We start from the raw sequence: 19,186 nt of genomic DNA, 5'->3' as shown, positions 1-19,186 counted from the left end.
GCCCATGAAGTCCCTGCGTACGGCAGTGAGCGTGCTCGCGCTCGCCTGCGTCGCAACCACCCTCAGCGCCTGTTCGGGGAGCTCCTCCGGTGCTTCCGGAGGAGGCGGCACGCTCGTGGTCGCCGACGGCAACAGCCAGCTCGACACCCTGGTCCCCGGCAACACGGCGCTGGCGTTCTCCCAGCTCGGCGTGCTCTTCGCGCCGATCGTGGCGTTCAAGCCGGACGGGGGTCTCGACTACGTCCAGGCCAGTTCGATCACCGGCAGCGACGGTGCGAAGCAGTGGACGATCAAGTTCCGTCCCGGATGGACGTTCCACAACGGCGAGCCGGTCACCGCGCAGAGCTACGCCGACGGCTGGAACCTCACCGCCTACGGCCCCAACGCCTACGTGGCCGCCGGGGAACTTTCGAACATCGCCGGGTACGACGCCGTGCACCCGGCCAAGGGCGAACCGACGGCGAAGACGTTGTCCGGCCTCAAGGTCGTCGACCAGGAAACGCTGCAGGTCACGTTGACCAAGCCGGACAGCCAGTTCCCGTTCGAGCTCAGCCAGGGCAACGGCGCGTTCTACCCGATGCCCAAGGCCGGGCTGAACGATCTCGCGGCGTTCAAGACCAATCCGATCGGCGACGGCCCGTACCAGATGAGTGCGCCGGCGAAGCTCAACCAGGAGGTACGGCTCAAGCGTTTCGCCGGGTACAAGGGCCCGAACCCCGGGCAGATCGAGAACATCACCTTCCGGATGTACACCAGCCCGGGTACCGCCTACACCGACACCCAGGCGGGCAACGTCGACATCGCGCTCGCGCCGCAGGACAAGTTCCAGCAGATCAAGAACGACTTCGGCGACCGGGTCGCGCATCTCGCCGGGCCGTCGATCGAGTACCTCGGATTCCCGTTGTGGGACAAGCGGTACCAGGACGTCCGGGTCCGCGGGGCGATCTCGCTGGCGATCGACCGGGCGACGATCAACAAGCAGATCTTCGGCGGCCAGTACGAACCGGCGGACTCGCTGTTCTCGTCCAGCATGCTCGGCGGGTCGACGCGGTCCTGCCAGTACTGCGCCTACGACCCGGCCAAGGCCAAGCAGCTGCTCGCCGAAGCAGGCGGGTGGTCCGGCGGCCCGATGACGCTGACCTACCCCGGCGGCGCGGGCTACGACCAGGCGATGCAGTCCATCGCGAACCAGATCCGGCAGAACCTCGGCATCGAGGTCACCGCAAAGCCGACGGTCGGGTTCTCCGATTTCGCCACCGACGTGAAGGAGAAGAAGGTGCCCGGCCCGTTCCGCGGCAAGTGGGGTTCGAGCTACCCGAGCCCGGCCGACACGCTGCACAAGCTGTTCCTGCCAGGAGGGGACTACAACTACTCGGTGGGCGGCTACTCCAGCCCGAAGGTCACCGACCTGATCACCCAGGGCGACGCAGCCCCCGCGGCCACCGACGGCGTGCGCACATACCAGGATGCCGAACGCGCCATTGCCGCCGACTTCCCGGTGGTGCCGTTGTTCTACGAGAAGTTCCCGGTGGTGTATTCGCAGCGGGTCACCGACGTGCACGCACGCCCGGCGCAGATCGACACCGCGGTCGAGGCGGTGAAGCTGAAGTGACTCAGGCCGTGCCGCCGGACCGCATCCTCGGGCTCGCGTCCGCGATCCCGCCGATCGACCGGTTCCCCTCGGTGGACGAGCTCGTCGACGAGTTCGCCGCACTCGCCGAACAGGAGCCGGACACGGTCCGCCGGCGCCGGATCGGCTCGTCCCGCCTCGGCGAGCCGATCCACGAGGTCGTCATCGGCACCGGTGACCAGCACGCGCTGGTGATCGGCGGCGTCCATCCGAACGAGCCGATCGGCAGCCCCACCACCCTCCACCTGGCCCGGACGCTCGCCGCCGACGCGCAGCTGCGCGAGGACCTCGGGTACACGTGGCACATCATCGGCTGCGTCGACCCGGACGGCATGCGGCTCAACGAAGGCTGGTTCAGCTGCACGCTCGACCGGGCCGGGTACGGGCGGGAGTTCTTCCGCCCGGCGTCCGACGAACAGGTCGAATGGACGTTTCCCTTGGCGTACAAGGATCTCTACTTCGACCGCGTGATGCCCGAGACCCTCGCGCTGATGCGGTTGATCGACGAGATCCAGCCCGCGTTCATGTGCACCCTGCACAACGGGGAGATCGGCGGCGTCTACTACTACGTGAGCGCCCCGGCGCCGGAGCTGTACCCGATGCTGCACGCGATCCCGCGGCATCTGGGTATCCCGCTCACGTCCGGCGAGCCGGAAGCGCCGTTCATCCCGCAGTACGCCACCGGGATCTACGGCGACACGGGCGTCGAAAAGCATTACGAGTACGCGCTTTCCCTCGGTCTGGACCCGAAGGAGGGGATGGTCAGCGGTACTTCGAGTGCGGCGTACGCGGCGAAGTACGGCACGTTCACGGTGGTCAGCGAGCTGCCGTACTGGATCCACCCGGACGCCGAAGACGCGACGTCCAGCTCGATCCCGTACCCGGAGGTCCTGCGTGACCGGTCCGAGGTACTGGCCGATCTCGGCGAGCGGATCACCAGCGTGCTCACCGAAGCCGGGCCGGACCTGTCGCTCGATTCGCCGTTCCTCCGGGCCATGCGCCAGTTCGCGCCGCACTTCCTGGAAAGCGCCCGGCAGGAGGCGCGGCGCGCGGAGCTGGCCGACAACGACCGTCTCGCGACCGTCGCGGAGGTGTTCTCCGGAACCGATCTCGCGCACGGGTACCGGATGCGGTACGGCGGAATGACGTTGCGGCTGCTGGAAGCCGAGATCAACGCGGGCAACGGGACCCCGCGCATCCGCGGCCAGTACCGGCGGTTGCGCGCGGTCTACGACGAGTGGGGCGCCGAAGCCGTCCGCGCCACCCCGGCTGAGACCCTGCCGATCAACGCGCTGGTCGGCGTGCAGCTCGGCGCGATCCTGGCCGGTGCCGTGCACGTCCGGGAGCGCTGACATGGCCCGCTACCTGATCGGCCGCGGGCTGCAGCTCGTGCTCGTCTTCGTGGGGGTCACGCTGCTGATCTACCTCGCGGTGTTCACGCTGCCCGGTGACCCGATCGGCAACCTCGCCGGGCACCAGCAGCTGGCCCCGGACACCCTCGCCGCGATCCGCCACCAGTACCACCTCGACGAACCGTTCTGGCAGCAGTACGGCCGGTACCTCGGCGGCGTCGTGCAGGGCGATTTCGGCACCGATTTCTACGGCGAGAGCGTGCTGGACCTGATGGCCGACCGCTGGCCGGTCACCTTGCAGCTGGCGTCGATGGCCTGGGCGTTCGAGATCGTGTTCGGCGTCGGGTTCGGGATCATCGCGGCGCTGCGGCGGCGGAAGCTGGGCGACCACACGATCCTGCTGATGTCGGTCGGCCTGATCTCGATCCCGGCGTTCGTCGCGGCGTTCGCGGCCCAGCTGCTGCTCGGCGTGAAAGCCGGGATCTTCCCGATCGCCGGGAACCAGGAGGGGTGGCCGATGAGCTACCTGCTGCCCGCGGCGGTGCTCGGCGCGGTCGGGGCGGCGGCGGTCACCCGGCTCACGCGGTCGAGCATGATCCAGGCGTTGCAGGCCGATTTCATCCGGACCGCGATCGCGAAAGACCTGCCGTGGTTCCGCGTGGTCGTCCGGCATGCGCTGCGCAATGCGCTGATCCCGGTGCTGACGTTCGTCGCGCTCGACCTCGGGTACCTGCTCGCCAGCACGGTGGTCGTCGAGGGCGTGTTCAACCTGCCCGGTATCGGCCAGCTGCTCTTCACCTCGATCCGGCAGCAGCAGGGGTCGGTGGTGGTCGGCGTCGCGACGGTGCTGGTACTGGTCTTTCTGTTGCTCAACCTGCTCGTGGACATCGGCTACGGGCTACTCGACCCGAGGATCCGCGTTGTCTGACCTGCTGATCACTTCCGAGGAAACGGCGCCGTCCCGCGGCGCCTGGCGCCGGCTGCGGCGTCGGCCGGGGTTCCTGCTCGCGCTGTTCTTCGTGCTGCTGCTGGCGGCGATTTCCGTTGTCCCGCAAGCCTTCGCGGGCTGGTTCGGCAACGGTGACCCGCGGGCCTGCGATCTAGGGCAGAGCGCGAGCGGGCCGGTGTCCGGGCATCCGTTCGGCTTCGACAAACAGGGCTGTGACGTGTACGCCAACGTCATCTACGGCACCCGCGACTCGATCAGTGTCGGCCTGCTGGCCTGCCTGTTCGGCCTGTGCGTCGCGGTGCTGCTCGGCTCCCTTTCGGCATATTACCTCGGCGTGGTGGACGCGATCATCGGCCGGATCTCCGACATCTTCTTCGGTTTTCCGTTCCTGCTCGGGGCGTTGGTGCTGCTCACGGCGTCGCGGTCGCACAGCGTGTGGACGGTGTCGGCCGCGCTCGCGATGTTCACCTGGCCCGCGCTGACGCGCATGATGCGGGCGTCGGTGCTGTCGGTGAAGGAGCTCGATTACGTCCTCGCCGCGCGGAGTCTCGGTGCCGGGGACTGGCGGTTGATCCGGAAACACTTGCTGCCCAACGCGATCTCACCGGTGATCGTGGTGAGCGCGCTGAACATCGGCGGGGTCATCGCGGCGGAGGCGACCTTGACGTTCCTGGGCGTCGGGCTGCAGCAGCCCGCGATCTCCTGGGGGTTGCAGCTGTCGAACGCGCAGAGCGATTTCCAGGTCCACCCGCATCTGCTGATTTTCCCCGCACTGTTCCTGAGCGTCGCGGTCCTCAGCTTCCTGGTGCTGGGTGACGCGCTGGAGGACGTGCTCGACCCGAGGCGGAGCGATGGCTGAACAGGACGCGTTACTGGACGTCCGGGACCTGCACGTCGAGTTCGGCCGGTTGCCCGCGGTGCGCGGGGTGTCGTTCACCCTGCGGCCGGGCGAAACGCTGGCCGTGCTCGGCGAATCAGGGTCGGGCAAGAGCGTGACGGCGCAGGCGGTGATGGGGTTGCTCGACGCGCGCCGCAGCGAGGTCCGCGGCGAAATCCGGCTCGACGGCGTCGACCTGCTTTCTCTTGGCAGGCGCGAACGGCGGCGACGGCAGCGGCACCGGATCGCCATGGTGTTCCAGGACGCGCTGGCGGCGTTGAATCCGGTTGCTTCGGTCGGCGCGCAAATTGCGGAAGTGCTGCGGGTACACGGTAATCAGTCGAAATCGGCGGCGCGTAAGGGTGCCATCGAACTGATGGATCGGGTACGCATTCCGGCGGCGGGTTCGCGGTACGACAGCTATCCGCACCAGCTTTCCGGCGGAATGCGGCAGCGGATCATGATCGCGATCGCGCTGGCGCTCGAACCGGAAATCCTGATCGCCGACGAGCCGACGACCGCGCTGGATGTCACCGTGCAGGCCCAGATCCTCCAGCTGCTCACCGAACTTCGCGACGACACCGGGACCGCCTTGATCTTCATCACCCACGACCTTTCGGTGAGCGCCGAAATCGCCGACCGGATCGCGGTCATGTATTCCGGCCGGATCGTGGAAACCGGGTCGGCCGCCGATGTTTACCGGCATTCGAATCATCCGTACACCTTGGGGCTGCTCAATTCCGTCCCGCGCGTGGCAACGCGAGGGAAACGGCTCACGCCCATTGCGGGTAGCCCGCCTTCGTTGTCGGCGTTGCCGCCGGGGTGTTCGTTCCATCCGCGGTGCCCGCGTTCGGCCGAGATCTGCCTGCGCGAGGAGCCCGTCCTGCCTCTGGACGGGCACGGCAGCGCGTGTCATTTCGCCCTGGAGGTGGGCAGTGTCTGAGCCAGTGCTGGTCGTGCGTGACCTCGTGCGGCGATTTCCCGTGCGGGACAAGGGAGTGCTGCGCCGGGAGATCGGCGAGGTGAAGGCCGTGGACGGGGTGAACCTGACCATCGGCCGCGGCGAGACACTCGGGCTGGTCGGCGAATCCGGCTGCGGCAAGTCGACACTCGCCCGGCTGATCCTCGCCCTCGACCGGCCGGACGCCGGAAGCGTCACGCTCGCCGGGACCGACGTGTTCTCCCTGTCCCGGCGCGAGTTGCGGGCCTTCCGCCGGAAAATGCAGATCGTGCTGCAAGACCCGTACACCTCGCTGAACCCGCGGATGACGGTCGGGGAGATCATCGGCGAACCGCTGGAGATCCACCCGGACGTCGCCCCGCGGGCCGAGCGCGCGGGGTACGTGCGCGACCTGCTGAAACGCGTCGGCCTGAACCCGGACCACGCGGCCCGGTACCCGTACCAGTTCTCCGGCGGCCAGCGGCAGCGCGTCGGGATCGCGCGGGCGCTCGCGCTGCGGCCGGAGCTGCTCGTGCTGGACGAACCGGTGTCCGCGCTCGACGTGTCCGTGCAGGCCCAGGTGCTGAACCTGCTGGAGGACATCCAGCGCGACCTTGGCCTGGCGTACCTGTTCATCGCGCACGACCTGTCGGTGGTCCGGCACGTGTCCGACCGCGTCCAGGTGATGTACCTGGGGAAGATGGTCGAGCTGGGCAGCGCGGACCAGGTACACGACCGGCCGACGCATCCGTACACGCAGGCGCTGCTGTCGGCGGTGTCGGAGCCGGATCTCGACGTGGTACGCGAACGCATCGTGCTGGAGGGCGAGGTACCGAGCCCGCTGAACCCGCCGTCCGGTTGCCGGTTCCGCACGCGGTGCTGGAAAGCGCAGGACATCTGTGCCACGGAAGAACCGACGCTGACCGGGCGGCCCGGTTCGGATCACCCGAGCGCGTGTCACTTCGCCGACGCTCTCCCGGCGTAGGCGGTGCGCATGGCGCGGGCGAGGTCGGGGTTGCCGTAGCGTCCGTCGGTTTCGAGCGCGGCGATCACGCTTTTGGCGGTCTGCGGGGGTTTGTCTTGGCTGAGCTTGGCTTTCGCCTCGATCCGCTGCACCGGGATGCGGAAGCCGACCGTGCCGTGTTGGATCCGCTGGGCGTACTCGGCGTCCGCGGCTCCACTGTGGACTCGCCGGGGGCACGCGACGCCGTCCTCGAAATGGTCGACCAGGCGGCTGAGCTCGCGGAAGTTTTCCTGCGGGGAAAGCAGTTCCGGCCTGCCGTGCAGATGTGCGACGGTGAAGTTCCAGGTCGGCACCGCGGGTCCGGCATGGTCGTACCAGCTGGGCGAGACGTATCCGTGTGCACCCTGCACGATCACCAGGACGTCGTGCTCGCCCAGCTCGTGCAGCTCTTCGTCGGGCCGTCCGACGTGGCCGACGAGGACGATCCCCGGTGCGGTTTCGTCGAGGAGGACCGGATAATGCGACGCCACGATCCCGGTGCTGGTCGTGCTCACGAGCGTGACGAAGGGGTAGTCGCGGATGAGCTGACGGACGTCGTCGGTCTCGTACGCAGGGTTGTGTCTCATCGGGTACTCCAGGTGCCATGGACCAGCTGACCACCGACGACGGTCGCGGTCACCGGGACCGCCGCCAGTTCGGCGGTGGGGACTTCGAACGGATCGGCGTCCAGGACGGTGAAATCCGCGTACTTACCCGGCGTGATGCTGCCGACCTGATGCTGGGTGCGGCACGCGCGGGCCGCACCCATCGTGTACGCGTGCAAGGCTTCCGCCACGGTGATCGTCTCTTGTGGACCGATCAGGCGGCCGGAACCGGAGCGCCGTTCGACCATGAACTGCATGGCCCGCAAGGGCGCTCCGTCGGCGACCGGCCGGTCCGAACTGCCCGCGATCGGGATGCCGTGGTCGAGCAGGCTGCGTCCGCGATACATCCATGGGGCGCGGTCTGGGCCCATGACGGCGGCGTAGTCGTCGCCGAACGCGTGCAGGAAAGTCGGCTGCAGAACGGCCGTGACCTGCGCTTCCGCGAGCTTCGGCAGCTGGTCCGGGCGGACGAGGCCGCAGTGCTCGATCCGATGCCGCGGGTCGGGACGGGGATGGCGGCGCTGCGCGGTGGTCACGATTTCCAGCGCAGCATCGATGGCTCGGTCGCCGATGGCGTGCAGCGCGAGTTGCCACCCCGCCGCGTGGGCGGCGCACGCGGCTTCGGTGATTTCCTCGACGTCGGCCAGGTCGCCGCAGGTGTCGCTGCCGAGGTAAGGCTCGGTGAGCGCCGCGGTGCGAGCCATCATGCCGCCGTCGAGCCAGGTTTTGGCGGCACCGAGGGAAAGCCGTCCGTTGCCGAATCCGCTGCGCAACCCGAGTGGCAGCGCGCGGGTGACGCCGTCGGCCGGATGCGCTTGGGTCGCCTGCAGCGCGTCCAGGGACACCATCAGCTGCGTGCGGATCGGCAGGTCCGCGTTCTGGTACGCGAGCGCCTCGATGGGGGAGCGGGCCGTGAGCCCACCGCCCAGCCCGGCCTCGGTGACGGACGTAATGCCTTGCGCCGCACAGGTTTCCGCCGCTCTCGCGATTGCTTTCTGGAGGGTTTCCAGGGGGTACGGCGTCCGCAGCGCGTTGACGATCTCGGTCGCCGCTTCGAGGAAGAGCCCCGTCGGCCGCCCGTCTTCCAGCACCACGCCGGGTCCGCGAGGGGGCTCGGGCAGTTCGTCGAGCACCGCGGTACTCACGAGATGCGCGTGCCCCGACGTGTGGATGACGTACACCTTGCGCCCCGGCGCGGCCCGGTCGAGGTCTTCGCGGGTCAGGTGCCTGCCGAACGGACGCTGGTCGTACCCGATCACGTCGACCCAGCCGTCCGTCTGCGCGGCAGCCGCCTCGATCACGCCCAACGCCTGGTCGATCGTGGCCGCTCCGGTGAGGTCGACGGCCCCGGCGGCCAGCCCGGCCCACGCAAGGTGACTGTGCGCATCGACGAACCCCGGCACGACCACGCGCCCACGCGCGTCGACCACCTCGGCCGCGGAAACCCCGTCGAGATCCCGATCCAGCCCGACGATCCGCCCGTGCATCACCCCGACCCGCTCCGCCAGCGGATACGCCGGATCCATCGTCCGGATCCGCGCGTTGCCGACCACCAGATCCAGCCGCATGACACCTCACCCAGTGATCCGAAGATTCGGAATTTCCTGAAGACTCGAAACCTTGGGCCAGAGTAGCGCACGCGTGCCACCACGGCCAGTACTCCGGGATGCGAGCCGAGATCCACGCGCGGACGTGCTGCTCGGCACTGGTGCCGGGCATTCCGGGGAGCGTTCTTCTCGCGAACGCCGCCGGCGGCAGCCTTCGCGAGAAGAGCCGACGTGCGTGGTCTGCCGGGGAATGCCGCTGCTGTCGAACGAGCCGGGAGCGCGAGAGCGTGGTCGGGCGGGGAATGCCGCTGCTGTCGAACGAGCCGGGAGCGCGACAGCGTGGTCGGCTGGAGAACGCCGCGGCGGCCGAGCTCAGGCCGCGCCGGGAATCGACACCCGCACCAGCAGCCCGCCACCCGGCCGCGGCTGTGCGGTCACCGATCCGCCGTGCGCCTCCGCGATCGCCCGCACCACCGACAGCCCCAAACCGGATCCCCGGGGCAGGCTCTGCCGGTCGAGGCACAGCCGCCGGAAGGGCTCGAACAGGCGCGCCGCGTCGTCCGGACCCAGTTCCGGGCCGGTGTTCTCGACCTCGGCCACGCATCCGCCGTCGCGCTCCCCGGTGCGCGCCGACACCCAGCCGCCCGGATGGTTGTACAGGAACGCATTGTCGAGCAGGTTGCACAGCATCCGGCCGAGCAGCACGGCGTCACCGAGCACCTTGGCCGACCCCAGCTCGGCCCGGGCCTCGACGTCCTCGGCCGCCTGCGCCGGACGCCGCGGGAGCAGGTCGCCGGTGAGCCTGCCCAGGTCGACGATCTCGGTGCGGGCCACGGTTTCCGGGTTCTGCGCGAGCGCGAGCAGGCTTTCGAGGAGCCGCTCCTGCTGGTCCGTGCTCGCGAGCACCTTGGTGCCGAGTGCGGTGACCGCGCCGTCGGCGCCGGGCCGCGCCAGCGCCACCTCGGCCACCGCCCGCTGCGTCGCGACCGGGGTTTTCAGCTCGTGCGCGGCATTCGCGACGAACCTGCGCTGGGCGGCGAACGACCGTTCCAGCCTGCCCAGCATGTGGTCGAAGGTGTCGGCGAGCTCCTTGACCTCGTCCGCAGGCCCGGCCAGCCGGATCCGCGTACTCAGATCCTGCCCGGCGACCTGCTGGGCCGCCGCGGTGATCCGGCGGACCGGCGCCAGCGCCCGCCGCGCGACGAGCCAGCCGGTGATCGCCGAGGCGGCCACGGCAACGGCGAGGGCGAGCCCACCGGCGCGGAGCAGCGCATGCGTGATGATGTCCGGAAGGGACGGCGAATCGTGGCCGGGTACCACCGTGCCCGCCGCGTCCATCGGCCGGACCGGCGCGTCCGGGGGCAGGTCGAACGTCGGCAGCGCGGCGGCGACCTCGGCCGGCAGGACCGACCTGGCCAGCAGGATCGTGATGCCGAGCAGCACGGCGCCGATCGCAGCGGTGAACGTGGTGTAGATGAGCGTGAGACGCGCCCGCAGCGTCCAGCGCCTCACGAAATCCGGTACCCCACCCCGGGGACGGTCTCGATCACCTGCGGTTCCGCCAGCTTCCGGCGGAGCCCGGCCATGGTCACCCGCACGGCATTGGTGAATGGGTCGGCCTTCTCGTCCCACGCCCGTTCCAGCAATTCCTCCGCCGAGACCACCGCGCCGTTCGCACGCAGCAGTTCTTCGAGGACGGTGAACTCCTTTTTCGTCAACAGCACCTGCCTGCCGTCGCGGACGACCAGGTGCCGGGCCGGATCGAGGGTGATGCCCGCACGAACGAGCACCGGCGGCACCATGGTCCGGCTCCGGCGGCCGAGTGCGTACACCCGCGCGACCAATTCGGCGAAGACGAATGGTTTCGGCAGATAATCGTCGGCACCCCGTTCCAATCCGGAAACCCGGTCCGCGACTTCCGCCGCGGCAGTCAGCATGAGGATTTTCGTCGCGGACTGCCCGGTGGCGAGGGAACGGCAGACCTGGTCACCGTGCACGAGCGGCAGTCCACGGTCGAGTACCAGTACGTCGTACTCGGTGCGTCGGCATCTGTCGAGTGCCGAAGCACCGTCGTGGACGATGTCGACCACGAGGTCCTGATCGCGCAAGCCGTCTCCGACCGCGTTCGCCAGAAGCTCGTCGTCTTCCGCCACGAGGATGTGCATGCGTCCCTGAATACCACGCGATGATCAAGTTCACCAAGGATACAGTCACCATGGGACAGCATATTCAGCCTTTTCTTACCTAAAGAAACAATAAAGCGCGGGCTAGCGTTCGCGTAACGCCCGCCCCGGCAAGCTGACTTCCGTTCCGGAAAACGCCGGAATGCACGAACGGAGTGGGAGAATCCAATGAAACTGACTCGCATTCTCGGCGCCGCTGCGGTCACCGGGGTGGCTTGTGCCGGGATCGCCCTGACCGCGGGCCCTGCCTTCGCCGCCGACGCCCCGCAGCAGCTGCGCTGCATCCCGGCCTCGCCGGCGTCCCCGTTGCAGCCGGCCACGCCGGGCGGCAGCGGTGGCGCGACGCTGCCGACCAACCTGCCGACCGACCTGCCCACGCGGGCGATCAAGTGCACGACGGACGGCGGCCCGACGCTCCCGGTCGAGCCGACCCTCCCGACCCAGCCGGGCGTGCCTGCCGAGCCGGGTGTGCCTGCCCTGCCGGTCCGCGGCTGACCGGGACGGGGTGACGACCGGGTCCGCAGTGGACAGTCCCTTCTCGGCAGTCCACTGCGGATCCGGTCACTGGCTGTTGCGCACCACCGCGTCCTGGATCACCCGGGCTGCCTCCGGGTACGCGCCCGGGTTCGGCCCGGCGTAGTTGAGCCGGATGAATCGCCCGGTCGGTTCCGCGGGGAACCATTCGTCGCCGGAACCGATCACGACCCCGGCCGCTTCGCAGTCGCGGATCACCTGCGGCAGGTCGGTCGTGCCCGGCAGGCGGGCCCAGAGGTTGAGGCCGCCACGGGGCACGGATTCCGCCTGTACCGCGGGCGCGTGCTCGCGCAGGCTGGTGAGCAGCAGGTCGCGCCGGGTTTTGAGCTGGTGGCGGACCCGGCGCAGGTGGGTGCGCCACGCCGGGTGCGTGACGACGTCGAGCGCGACCGTCTGCAGCACGGTGCTCACGTACATCGACTCGGCGAGAGTATCGACGAGAATCCGGTCGCGGGCCGGTCCGCGCGCGATCAGGGCGGCTACCCGGATCGCGGGGGAGACGCTCTTGGTGAGGGACCGGAGGTAGACGACGTGCCCGTCGTCGTCGCGGCCGGCGACCGGCTGTGGTTCCGCGGTGATGCCGAAGTCGTGGGCGGAATCGTCCTCGATGAGAAACGCGCCGTGCTGCCGGACGGTGTCGAGGATCCGGCTGGTGAGGCCGGGATGCCACAGCGCGCCGGTCGGGCTCGCGAAGCTGGGCTGGCCGTAGAAGGCCCGCGCCCCGGTCTGCGCGAAGGTGCGGGACAGCACCTCGGGATCGGGGCCGTCCGGACCGCTCGGTACCGGCACCATCGTGACACCTGCCTTGGTTGCCGCGAGGATGGCGCCCCAGTAGGTCGGCGATTCGAGCAGCAGCGGCCGTCCCGGGCCGACGAGCGCGCGGAACGCCGTCACCAGGCCGCTTTGGCTGCCCGGGGTGATCACGACGTCGCGGGGGGTGGCAGCGGCGATTCCGGCGGGGGTCGCGAGTTCCGCGGCGAACCACGCCTGGAGCTCCGCGACGCCCGCAGTGGGCGGCCGTCCGACAAGGGCGGCAGTGCGCGCGGCACGGGCGAACGCACTCCGGACGAGACGTTCCGGCAGCAGCTCGGGATCGGGGTAGCCGGAGTGTAGCGCTACTACGTTGTTGGACACGAACTGTAGCGCGCCAGGCCGACGCAGCAGCCGGTGTCCGGACGAGCCGAGTGCGGCGGTCTGCCACCCGTAGTCACTGGCGCGAGCGACCGGTGTCGCGCGGACGAAGGTCCCGACGCCGGGCATGCTTTCCACTAGTCCCTGGGAAGACAAGCTGCGCAAGGCTTTCTGCACCGTCACCGGACTCGCCGAGTATTGCGCGACGAGCTCCCGCGAGGTCGGCAGCCGCGCCCCGGCCGGTGCCGTCCCGATCCACTCGCGGAGGGCAGCGGCGATCCGCGAGCTGCTATCGTCGGTCATGAAGCTTGAGGATAGCGCTACTCTCCCCGATGTGAAGGTGCTACCCCGCTCCGGCCTCTGGTGGGGTCTGCTCGGTGTGGTGGCGTTCTCGTTCACGGTGCCTTTCACGCGTGTCGCAGTGGAAAGCGGCGGTCTGTCGGCGTTGTTCATCGGCTCGGCCCGCGCAGTGGTGGCCGCGGCGCTCGCCGGTGCCGCGCTATTGCTGACCAGGCAACGCCTTCCACGCGGTACCCAGTGGGTGCGGGTGGCGATTGTCGCGGGCGGGGTCGTGGTGGGCTTTCCGTTGCTCACGTCGTACGCGCTCACCACGGCTTCGGCGAGCCACGGCGCCGTCGTGATCGCGCTTCTCCCCGCTGCGACGGCTGTGACAGCGGTGCTGCGGGTCCGCGAACGGCCGCCGGTGGTTTTCTGGATCATGGCCGCGGTCGGCGCTGCAGCAGCCGTCGGTTTCGCTGTCGGGCAAGGCGGTCTGGGCGGATTGCACTGGTCGGACGCGCTCCTCTTCGGCGCCGTGCTCGCGGCCGCGATCGGGTACGCGGAGGGCGGCCTGCTGGCCCGGGAATTGGGCGCCTGGCAGACAGTTTCCTGGGCGCTGGTGGTTTCCGCGCCGCTGATGGTCGTGCTCACCGCGGTCTCAGTGGCGGATCACCCGCTCCGCGCGACGCCGATGGAGTGGGCGGCGTTCGCGTACCTGGCCGTGGTGAGCATGTACCTGGGCTATTTCGCCTGGTACCGCGGCCTCGGCTTGGGTCCGATGACACAGGTCAGCCAGGTCCAGCTGGTACAGCCGGTGCTGACGCTCCTGTGGTCGGCGCTGTTCCTCGGCGAACACCTGACGTGGCCGACGATTCTCGGCGGCCTCGCCGTGGTCGCGTGCGCCGGAACCGTGGTGCGCGTGCGGAGCAGGTAGCTACTCGACCCGCTTGCCCTCGGCGAGGTTCTTCAGCATGGCGTTGTACGCAGCCAGTTCCTCGCCACCGGTGGTTTCCTCGCGCCGGTCGCGCCGCTTCGCCTCGCGTTCGTCCTGCCGCGCCCACTGCACCAGCAGCGCAATGAGCACGAGCAGCACCGGGATTTCGCCGGACGCCCACGCGATCCCGCCGCCGAGCCGCTGGTCGGTGAGCAGATCGCCGACCCACGGCAGCCGCAGCGAGGTGTAGAAGTCGCGGCCGATCACGGTCTGCATGTTCATCAGGATCACGCCGAAGAACGCGTGGAACGGCATGGCCCCGAACATCATCCCGAGCCTGCCGATGTGCGGCAGCCGTCGCGGCGCCGGGTCGACGCCGATCACCGGCCAGTAGAAGACGTAGCCGACGAGCAGGAAGTGCGCGTTCATCGCCAGGTGCGCCCAGTGGTAGTTGAGCGCGGAGTCGAAGAGACCGGAGAAGTACAGCGCGTAGAAGGAACCGACGAACAGCAGCAGCGCGACGATCGGGTTCGTCAGAAACCGCGATACCGGCGAATGCACGGCGGCGAGCAGCCATTCGCGCGGACCCGGGGGAGCGTCGCCGCCTGCCGGGGGGAGTGCGCGCAGGGCGAGCGTGACGGGGCCGCCCAGCACGAGCAGCACCGGTGCGACCATCGACAGGAGCATGTGGTTGCCCATGTGCACGCTGAACATCGCGGGCGCGTACCGGCCGATCCCCGACGACGTCGCCAGCAGGATCACCAGGCAGCCGGCCAGCCACGACACGAGACGGCCGACCGGCCACGCGTCGCCGCGCTTGCGCAGCCGCCGTACGCCCGCCAGGTACAGCCCGGCGAGGACGAGCGCGAGGGTGCCGTAGACGAGGTCGAACCGCCAGTCGGTGAGCAGCCGCCAGAACGTGGGCGGGCCTTGAAGTTCGTATCCGATGAGCAGTTCGACGGTCGACGGCTGGGTGATCGCGTCCGGCGGCGGGGGCGTGCGGGCGAGCCCGGACGCGATGCCGATGGTGACGAACATGATCAGCACCTCGACGGCCGCGAGCCGCAGCAGCTGACTGCCGCCCTTGCCGTCGACGAGGTTCGCGACCCCGCGGCTGCGCTGCTGGTGCCCGAAGACACCGAGGAGCAGCAACGCGACGGTCTTGGCGACCACGAGCAGGCCGTAGTCGGTGGTGAAGAGGTCGGCGAGGTTGATCCGCACCAGCGCGTTGACGACGCCGGACACCGCCATCACGATCCAGCAGACCAGCGCCAGCTTGGAGAACCGCTGCGCGGCGAGGCTGAGGTGCTTGCCACGGCGCCAGCCCAGTGCGAGCACGGCGAGCAGCCCGCCGACCCACAGCGCGGCGGCGACCAGGTGGTACAGGAGGCTGTTGGTGGCCAGATCGTGCGAACCGCCGCTCGCGGAGTGCCCGGTGACCGCCACCGGCACCAGCCCGCCGACGGCCAGCACGAACAGCACCACGCTCCAGCCCCAGCTCAGCACCAGACGGCAGCCGAGCGCGAGGAGGATCGCGATCAGGGCCGTCCAGAGCCAGGCTTTGGGTTGCTCGATCGCGTTGATCAGGTCGAGAAGCGTGTCCGGGGCAAGGACTTCGCCGAGCGGTTTGCCCGCGCTGTCCGCCGCGGTGAAGACGACGGACAGGATGGCGGCCGCGAACCACACCCACGCGGCAATCCCGGCGGTGCGGACGGCGGCGTACCCCTCGGGGCCGAGCGTGCCCGATTTCTGGGGCGGTACGAGGAAAGCGGCCAGCAGCAACGCGCCGACGCACACGACCGAAGCCGCCTCGGCGAGCACCCGGACCACGGTGACGCCGTACCGCGTGACGAGGCCGGGGTCGGGCAGCCCGGCGATGAGGTAACCCGCCCCGCCGGTGAGCGCGACGAGCCCCACCGCGACGACCACCGCGAGCACGACCCCGACCGACAGCAACGGAAGCACACTCGTCCGGCGTCCGGCGGGTGCATCCGGCTTGGGCACAGGTTCCGAACTCACCCCACGAGACTAGGCCGGTCCGGCCCGCGGCGGCACGGGGCCCTGGCTCTCGCGCGGGGTGTTTGCCCTGGCCGGGATGCCCCGGGATGTCTTGGAATGTCTCGGGATGGCCGAATCCGGTGCGCGGCAAGACATTCCTCTATGCTCCGCCGATGACCAGCAGCCGTCGCCGCCGTCCGACGCTGGACGACGTCGCGCGGGCGGTCGGGGTGTCGCGCGCCACGGTGTCCAACGCCTACAACCGGCCTGACCAGCTGTCGGCGCGGTTGCGGGAGCAGATTCTGCGGGTGGCGGGTGAACTCGGTTACCCCGGCCCGGACCCGACCGCACGCAGCCTGGCGACGAGCCGCACCGGCGCGATCGCGTTCCTGCTCGATTCGTCCCTGTCCGCCGCGTTTTCGGACCCGGCGCTGTCGATCACCCTGGACGCGCTCGCGAAGACGGTCGAACCCACCGGAAACGCCCTGCTCCTCCTGCCCGGCGGCGAAGCACAGGACGGCCCACCGGCGTCGCGGGTGCTGGCAGCACAGGCGGACATCGCGGTCGCGTACTCCCTCGCCGACGGCACTCCCGCACTGGAAGCGGTACGCGCCCGGGGTTTGCCGCTGGTGGTCATCGACCAGCCGCTGCTGCCGACGTCAGCGAGGGTAGGCTGCGACGATCGTGGCGGAGCGGCACTCGCAGCGCAGCATTTGGCGGACTTGGGCCACCGGAGGTTCGGAATCCTCGCCGCACCACGCATTCAGCGTCATTCGAGCGCTTTCCACGGCACCCGCGAACGCCTGGCCGGGTACCTCGACACGCTGTCGTCGGCCGGAATCACCGACGTCACCGTGACCGAAGCCCCGTGGCTCTCCGCCCAGACCGCCCGCGCCCGCGTCACCGACCTCCTGACGACCGATCCCCGGCCGACCGCACTGCTCTGCATGTCCGACCAGTTGGCCTTCGCCGCCATCGCCGCCGCCCGCCGCCTGGGACTACGCGTACCGGAAGACGTTTCGATAGTCGGCTTCGACGACACCCCGCAAGCCGCATGGTCCGAACCACCACTGACCACCGTCCGCCAGGACCTGGCCGGAAAAGGCCGAGCCGCCGGAGAACTGGTCCTGCGCCTGCTGAACGGCGATCCCCCTCCGCCGCCACTCGAACTGCCGGTGTCCTTGGCCGTCCGGGAAAGCACTGCGGCCCTTTGATTTTCTGGGGTGGTCGGTGGGTGTTTTGGCAAGACCGTCCACCGATCTGTGGATAACGAGGTCCCATTCGAGTGAAGGGGACCGAGTTGTCCACAAGCGGCAAAATGCGTGCAGACAAACTGCTGCGGACGCGCCATCGTAGAGGTACGCGATTCCCATGGCGGCCACCCGGCCACCGGAGGTAAGCGTTTCCTCGGCGGCCACCCGGTCGCCGACAAGAGGGGGTTTACCACAATGTTCCACCGCCTGAAGCCGACCCTGCCCTTCCCCGGCCGCCCCGCCTGGCCCGGCACCCCGTCCAGGATGCCCGGCACCGCAGGCCGCCTGCCCCGGGTCCTGCTGCTGGTAGCCGCCGGTCTCCTGGCCGGTTCCGGGATGGCACAAGCAGATCCGGCCCCGCCGACCTGCACAGCAGGCGAATTCTGCCTATGGGACGGCGAAAACTATTCCGGCACCACCCAGCATTACGACCTGCGCACCGCCAACCCAAGCGACTGCATCCCCCTCCCCGAGGGATTCCAGGCACATTCCTTCGTGAACCGAATGACCAGGGACGTCACCATCTATCAGGACACGGAATGCACGACCGAGGGAGATTTCATCACCTATCCCGGTGGCGGCACCTACGTGCCACAGTCTCCGTTCGTGGTCCGTGCCCTGAAAGTGTGGGAGTAGCCCCGGGCCCCGGAGCTTTCCGAGCGCCGGGTTCGGGACTGGTGAACGGTCAGCTCAATAACCGCAACACCAGAGCTGGAGAGCAACCAGCTCGATAACGGCCAGCCCGCAACTGGCCGACGGTCACCCCCGCAACCGCTACACCGGGCCTGCCGAACGACCAGCCCCGCAACCCCGAGACCGGGACCGCCGAACCGGCCAGCTCCAGGCCGAGTCGACTCGCAGCCGGTTACGCCGGTCCCTGGGGCCGCACCCCCGAGCGGCCCCCCGGCCCGTGGGCGCACCCCCGCGCACACCGCGCCCACGGGCCCCCAACCCTCCCGACCCCTTGCCTCCCGACCCGACCGTCCCGTCCCTCCTGACCCTCCCGACCCCTCGCCTCCCGAGCCCGGCCCCGACCCAGGCCCGGGAGGCGAGGCCCCCGCCCTGCCCATACCCACGAGACGCCCGCCCAGCCACCCGCCCCGGCGACGGACACAGCCGGGCCGCAGTCCTGCCCTTCCGTCCCATCCCGCTCACCCGGAGATCCCAGGCCGCCAGACCCCTGACCCGTCCACCCACACCGCCCCAGTTCCGCCGACCACCCGACCCACCGCATGTCCACAACACACCCGGAGATCCCGATGCCTCCGTCCCGCAACCCGGCACCCCCGCACCCCACCCGGCCACCTCCCGGACGTCCCCCGCAAGCGGTGCGTACCGGCTCTGTCGCACCCCGTCGCAACCCGCCTCCCCACGCCCCCAAATCCGCCGAACCGAACCTGAAACGATTCGACGGTGTCGAACGATCGAGAGATTGGCGATGACTAAGCTGCCCATGCTGGAGAGCAGCAACTGTCGGCCACCCGGGCCCTCGTAGCTCAGCTGGATAGAGCAAGAGCCTTCTAATCTCTAGGTCGCAGGTTCGAGTCCTGCCGGGGGCACTACCAGGGGAAACGCTGTGCTAGCCCCTAGCACAGCGTTTCTCCAGCCAGAGACTTCCGGCCCGCGGCGACATCCCACGCCTGCCGAAGCGCGCCGTCACCCGTCTCCCCACTACTCGACCCCGCCGAGACGTATTCGTGATCTTCGCTGCCCACAGTCACCACCCCGACTCCCGGGACGCCCCATGACCGACCACCCCCGACCTCCCGGCCGCCGCGCCCGCAACCGAGCCACCCGAGCCATCTTCGACGAAGCCCGCCGCGCCGGATTGGTCCGCCGTCACCTCCTCAAACTCCACTACCTGACCGACCACCCGCACCCGGCCACCCAGCCGCACGCCGTAGCCAACCCACCAGCTGACGAAGACTCACCAGCCGCCCCAGACTTAGCCGCCCCAGACTTAGCCGCCCC

Annotated in this window: 16 protein-coding genes and 1 tRNA gene; 11 read left to right on the top strand and 6 right to left on the bottom strand. The window is 69.5% G+C overall.

What is annotated here, in order from left to right:
* Nucleotides 1-4: 4 nt before the first annotated feature.
* The 6 genes from OO71_RS36950 to OO71_RS36925 are packed head-to-tail and all read left to right on the top strand — an operon-like array spanning nt 5 to nt 6,733.
* On the top strand, nt 5-1,612 hold the full coding sequence (locus OO71_RS36950) for a peptide ABC transporter substrate-binding protein (RefSeq protein ID WP_051792680.1): 1,608 nt from the start codon (nt 5-7) through the stop codon (nt 1,610-1,612).
* On the top strand, nt 1,609-2,982 hold the full coding sequence (locus tag OO71_RS36945) for a M14 family zinc carboxypeptidase (RefSeq protein WP_033294674.1): 1,374 nt from the start codon (nt 1,609-1,611) through the stop codon (nt 2,980-2,982). The genes OO71_RS36950 and OO71_RS36945 overlap by 4 nt, the downstream gene beginning before the upstream one ends.
* Before the next feature lies 1 nt (nt 2,983).
* Nucleotides 2,984-3,910 carry an ABC transporter permease gene (locus OO71_RS36940; protein ID WP_033294673.1) on the top strand — a complete coding sequence of 309 codons (927 nt, stop codon included), beginning with the start codon at nt 2,984-2,986 and terminating at the stop codon, nt 3,908-3,910.
* Nucleotides 3,903-4,790: an ABC transporter permease gene (locus OO71_RS36935; RefSeq protein ID WP_051792679.1), complete on the top strand. Its 888-nt coding sequence runs from the start codon at nt 3,903-3,905 to the stop codon at nt 4,788-4,790. The genes OO71_RS36940 and OO71_RS36935 overlap by 8 nt, the downstream gene beginning before the upstream one ends.
* On the top strand, nt 4,783-5,751 hold the full coding sequence (locus OO71_RS36930) for an ABC transporter ATP-binding protein (protein ID WP_033294672.1): 969 nt from the start codon (nt 4,783-4,785) through the stop codon (nt 5,749-5,751). Before OO71_RS36935 ends, OO71_RS36930 begins: the two co-directional genes overlap by 8 nt.
* Complete coding sequence (locus tag OO71_RS36925; protein ID WP_033294671.1) at nt 5,744-6,733, top strand: ABC transporter ATP-binding protein; 990 nt, start codon at nt 5,744-5,746, stop codon at nt 6,731-6,733. The genes OO71_RS36930 and OO71_RS36925 overlap by 8 nt, the downstream gene beginning before the upstream one ends.
* Here OO71_RS36925 and OO71_RS36920 read toward each other — a convergent pair.
* From OO71_RS36920 to OO71_RS36905, 4 genes are all read right to left on the bottom strand, one after another.
* Nucleotides 6,706-7,338: an FMN-binding negative transcriptional regulator gene (locus OO71_RS36920; RefSeq protein ID WP_033294670.1), complete on the bottom strand. Its 633-nt coding sequence runs from the start codon at nt 7,336-7,338 to the stop codon at nt 6,706-6,708. The genes OO71_RS36925 and OO71_RS36920 overlap by 28 nt on opposite strands.
* Complete coding sequence (locus tag OO71_RS36915) at nt 7,335-8,924, bottom strand: amidohydrolase (protein ID WP_033294669.1); 1,590 nt, start codon at nt 8,922-8,924, stop codon at nt 7,335-7,337. Before OO71_RS36915 ends, OO71_RS36920 begins: the two co-directional genes overlap by 4 nt.
* Before the next feature lie 351 nt (nt 8,925-9,275).
* Nucleotides 9,276-10,415: a sensor histidine kinase gene (locus OO71_RS36910; protein ID WP_033294668.1), complete on the bottom strand. Its 1,140-nt coding sequence runs from the start codon at nt 10,413-10,415 to the stop codon at nt 9,276-9,278.
* A complete protein-coding gene (locus tag OO71_RS36905; protein WP_033294667.1) occupies nt 10,412-11,068 on the bottom strand; it encodes a response regulator transcription factor in 657 nt (218 codons plus the stop codon). The genes OO71_RS36910 and OO71_RS36905 overlap by 4 nt, the downstream gene beginning before the upstream one ends.
* 186 nt (nt 11,069-11,254) lie before the next feature.
* Between OO71_RS36905 and OO71_RS36900 the strand changes: the two genes are divergently transcribed.
* Entirely contained in the window at nt 11,255-11,581 is a 327-nt protein-coding gene (locus OO71_RS36900; RefSeq protein WP_033294666.1) for a hypothetical protein, read from the top strand.
* A gap of 66 nt (nt 11,582-11,647) precedes the next feature.
* Here the strand turns inward: OO71_RS36900 and OO71_RS36895 are convergent, their stop codons facing one another.
* Nucleotides 11,648-13,054 (bottom strand): aminotransferase-like domain-containing protein, encoded by a 1,407-nt coding sequence (locus OO71_RS36895; protein WP_033294665.1) that lies wholly within the window; start codon nt 13,052-13,054, stop codon nt 11,648-11,650.
* A gap of 31 nt (nt 13,055-13,085) precedes the next feature.
* Between OO71_RS36895 and OO71_RS36890 the strand changes: the two genes are divergently transcribed.
* A complete protein-coding gene (locus OO71_RS36890; protein ID WP_245633901.1) occupies nt 13,086-13,964 on the top strand; it encodes a DMT family transporter in 879 nt (292 codons plus the stop codon).
* On the opposite strand, the gene OO71_RS36885 is transcribed toward OO71_RS36890, so the two are convergent.
* The gene (locus tag OO71_RS36885) at nt 13,965-15,983 is read right to left on the bottom strand and encodes a bifunctional copper resistance protein CopD/cytochrome c oxidase assembly protein (protein WP_051792677.1); all 2,019 of its coding nucleotides are present in this window, start codon (nt 15,981-15,983) and stop codon (nt 13,965-13,967) included.
* A 152-nt stretch (nt 15,984-16,135) separates the two neighbouring features.
* Between OO71_RS36885 and OO71_RS36880 the strand changes: the two genes are divergently transcribed.
* From OO71_RS36880 to OO71_RS36870, 3 genes are all read left to right on the top strand, one after another.
* The gene (locus OO71_RS36880; RefSeq protein ID WP_033294663.1) at nt 16,136-17,176 is read left to right on the top strand and encodes a LacI family DNA-binding transcriptional regulator; all 1,041 of its coding nucleotides are present in this window, start codon (nt 16,136-16,138) and stop codon (nt 17,174-17,176) included.
* A gap of 303 nt (nt 17,177-17,479) precedes the next feature.
* A complete protein-coding gene (locus OO71_RS36875) occupies nt 17,480-17,851 on the top strand; it encodes a peptidase inhibitor family I36 protein (protein ID WP_033294712.1) in 372 nt (123 codons plus the stop codon).
* Between the two features lie 849 nt (nt 17,852-18,700).
* Nucleotides 18,701-18,774: transfer RNA gene (locus tag OO71_RS36870), tRNA-Arg, on the top strand.
* Nucleotides 18,775-19,186 lie beyond the last annotated feature (412 nt).

It is taken from the genome of Amycolatopsis jejuensis, from assembly GCF_000717335.1.
In the GTDB taxonomy this organism is placed as follows: domain Bacteria; phylum Actinomycetota; class Actinomycetes; order Mycobacteriales; family Pseudonocardiaceae; genus Amycolatopsis; species Amycolatopsis jejuensis.
Note: the sequence above shows the minus strand (reverse complement) of the source record. Positions and strands in the feature narration are given on the sequence as shown.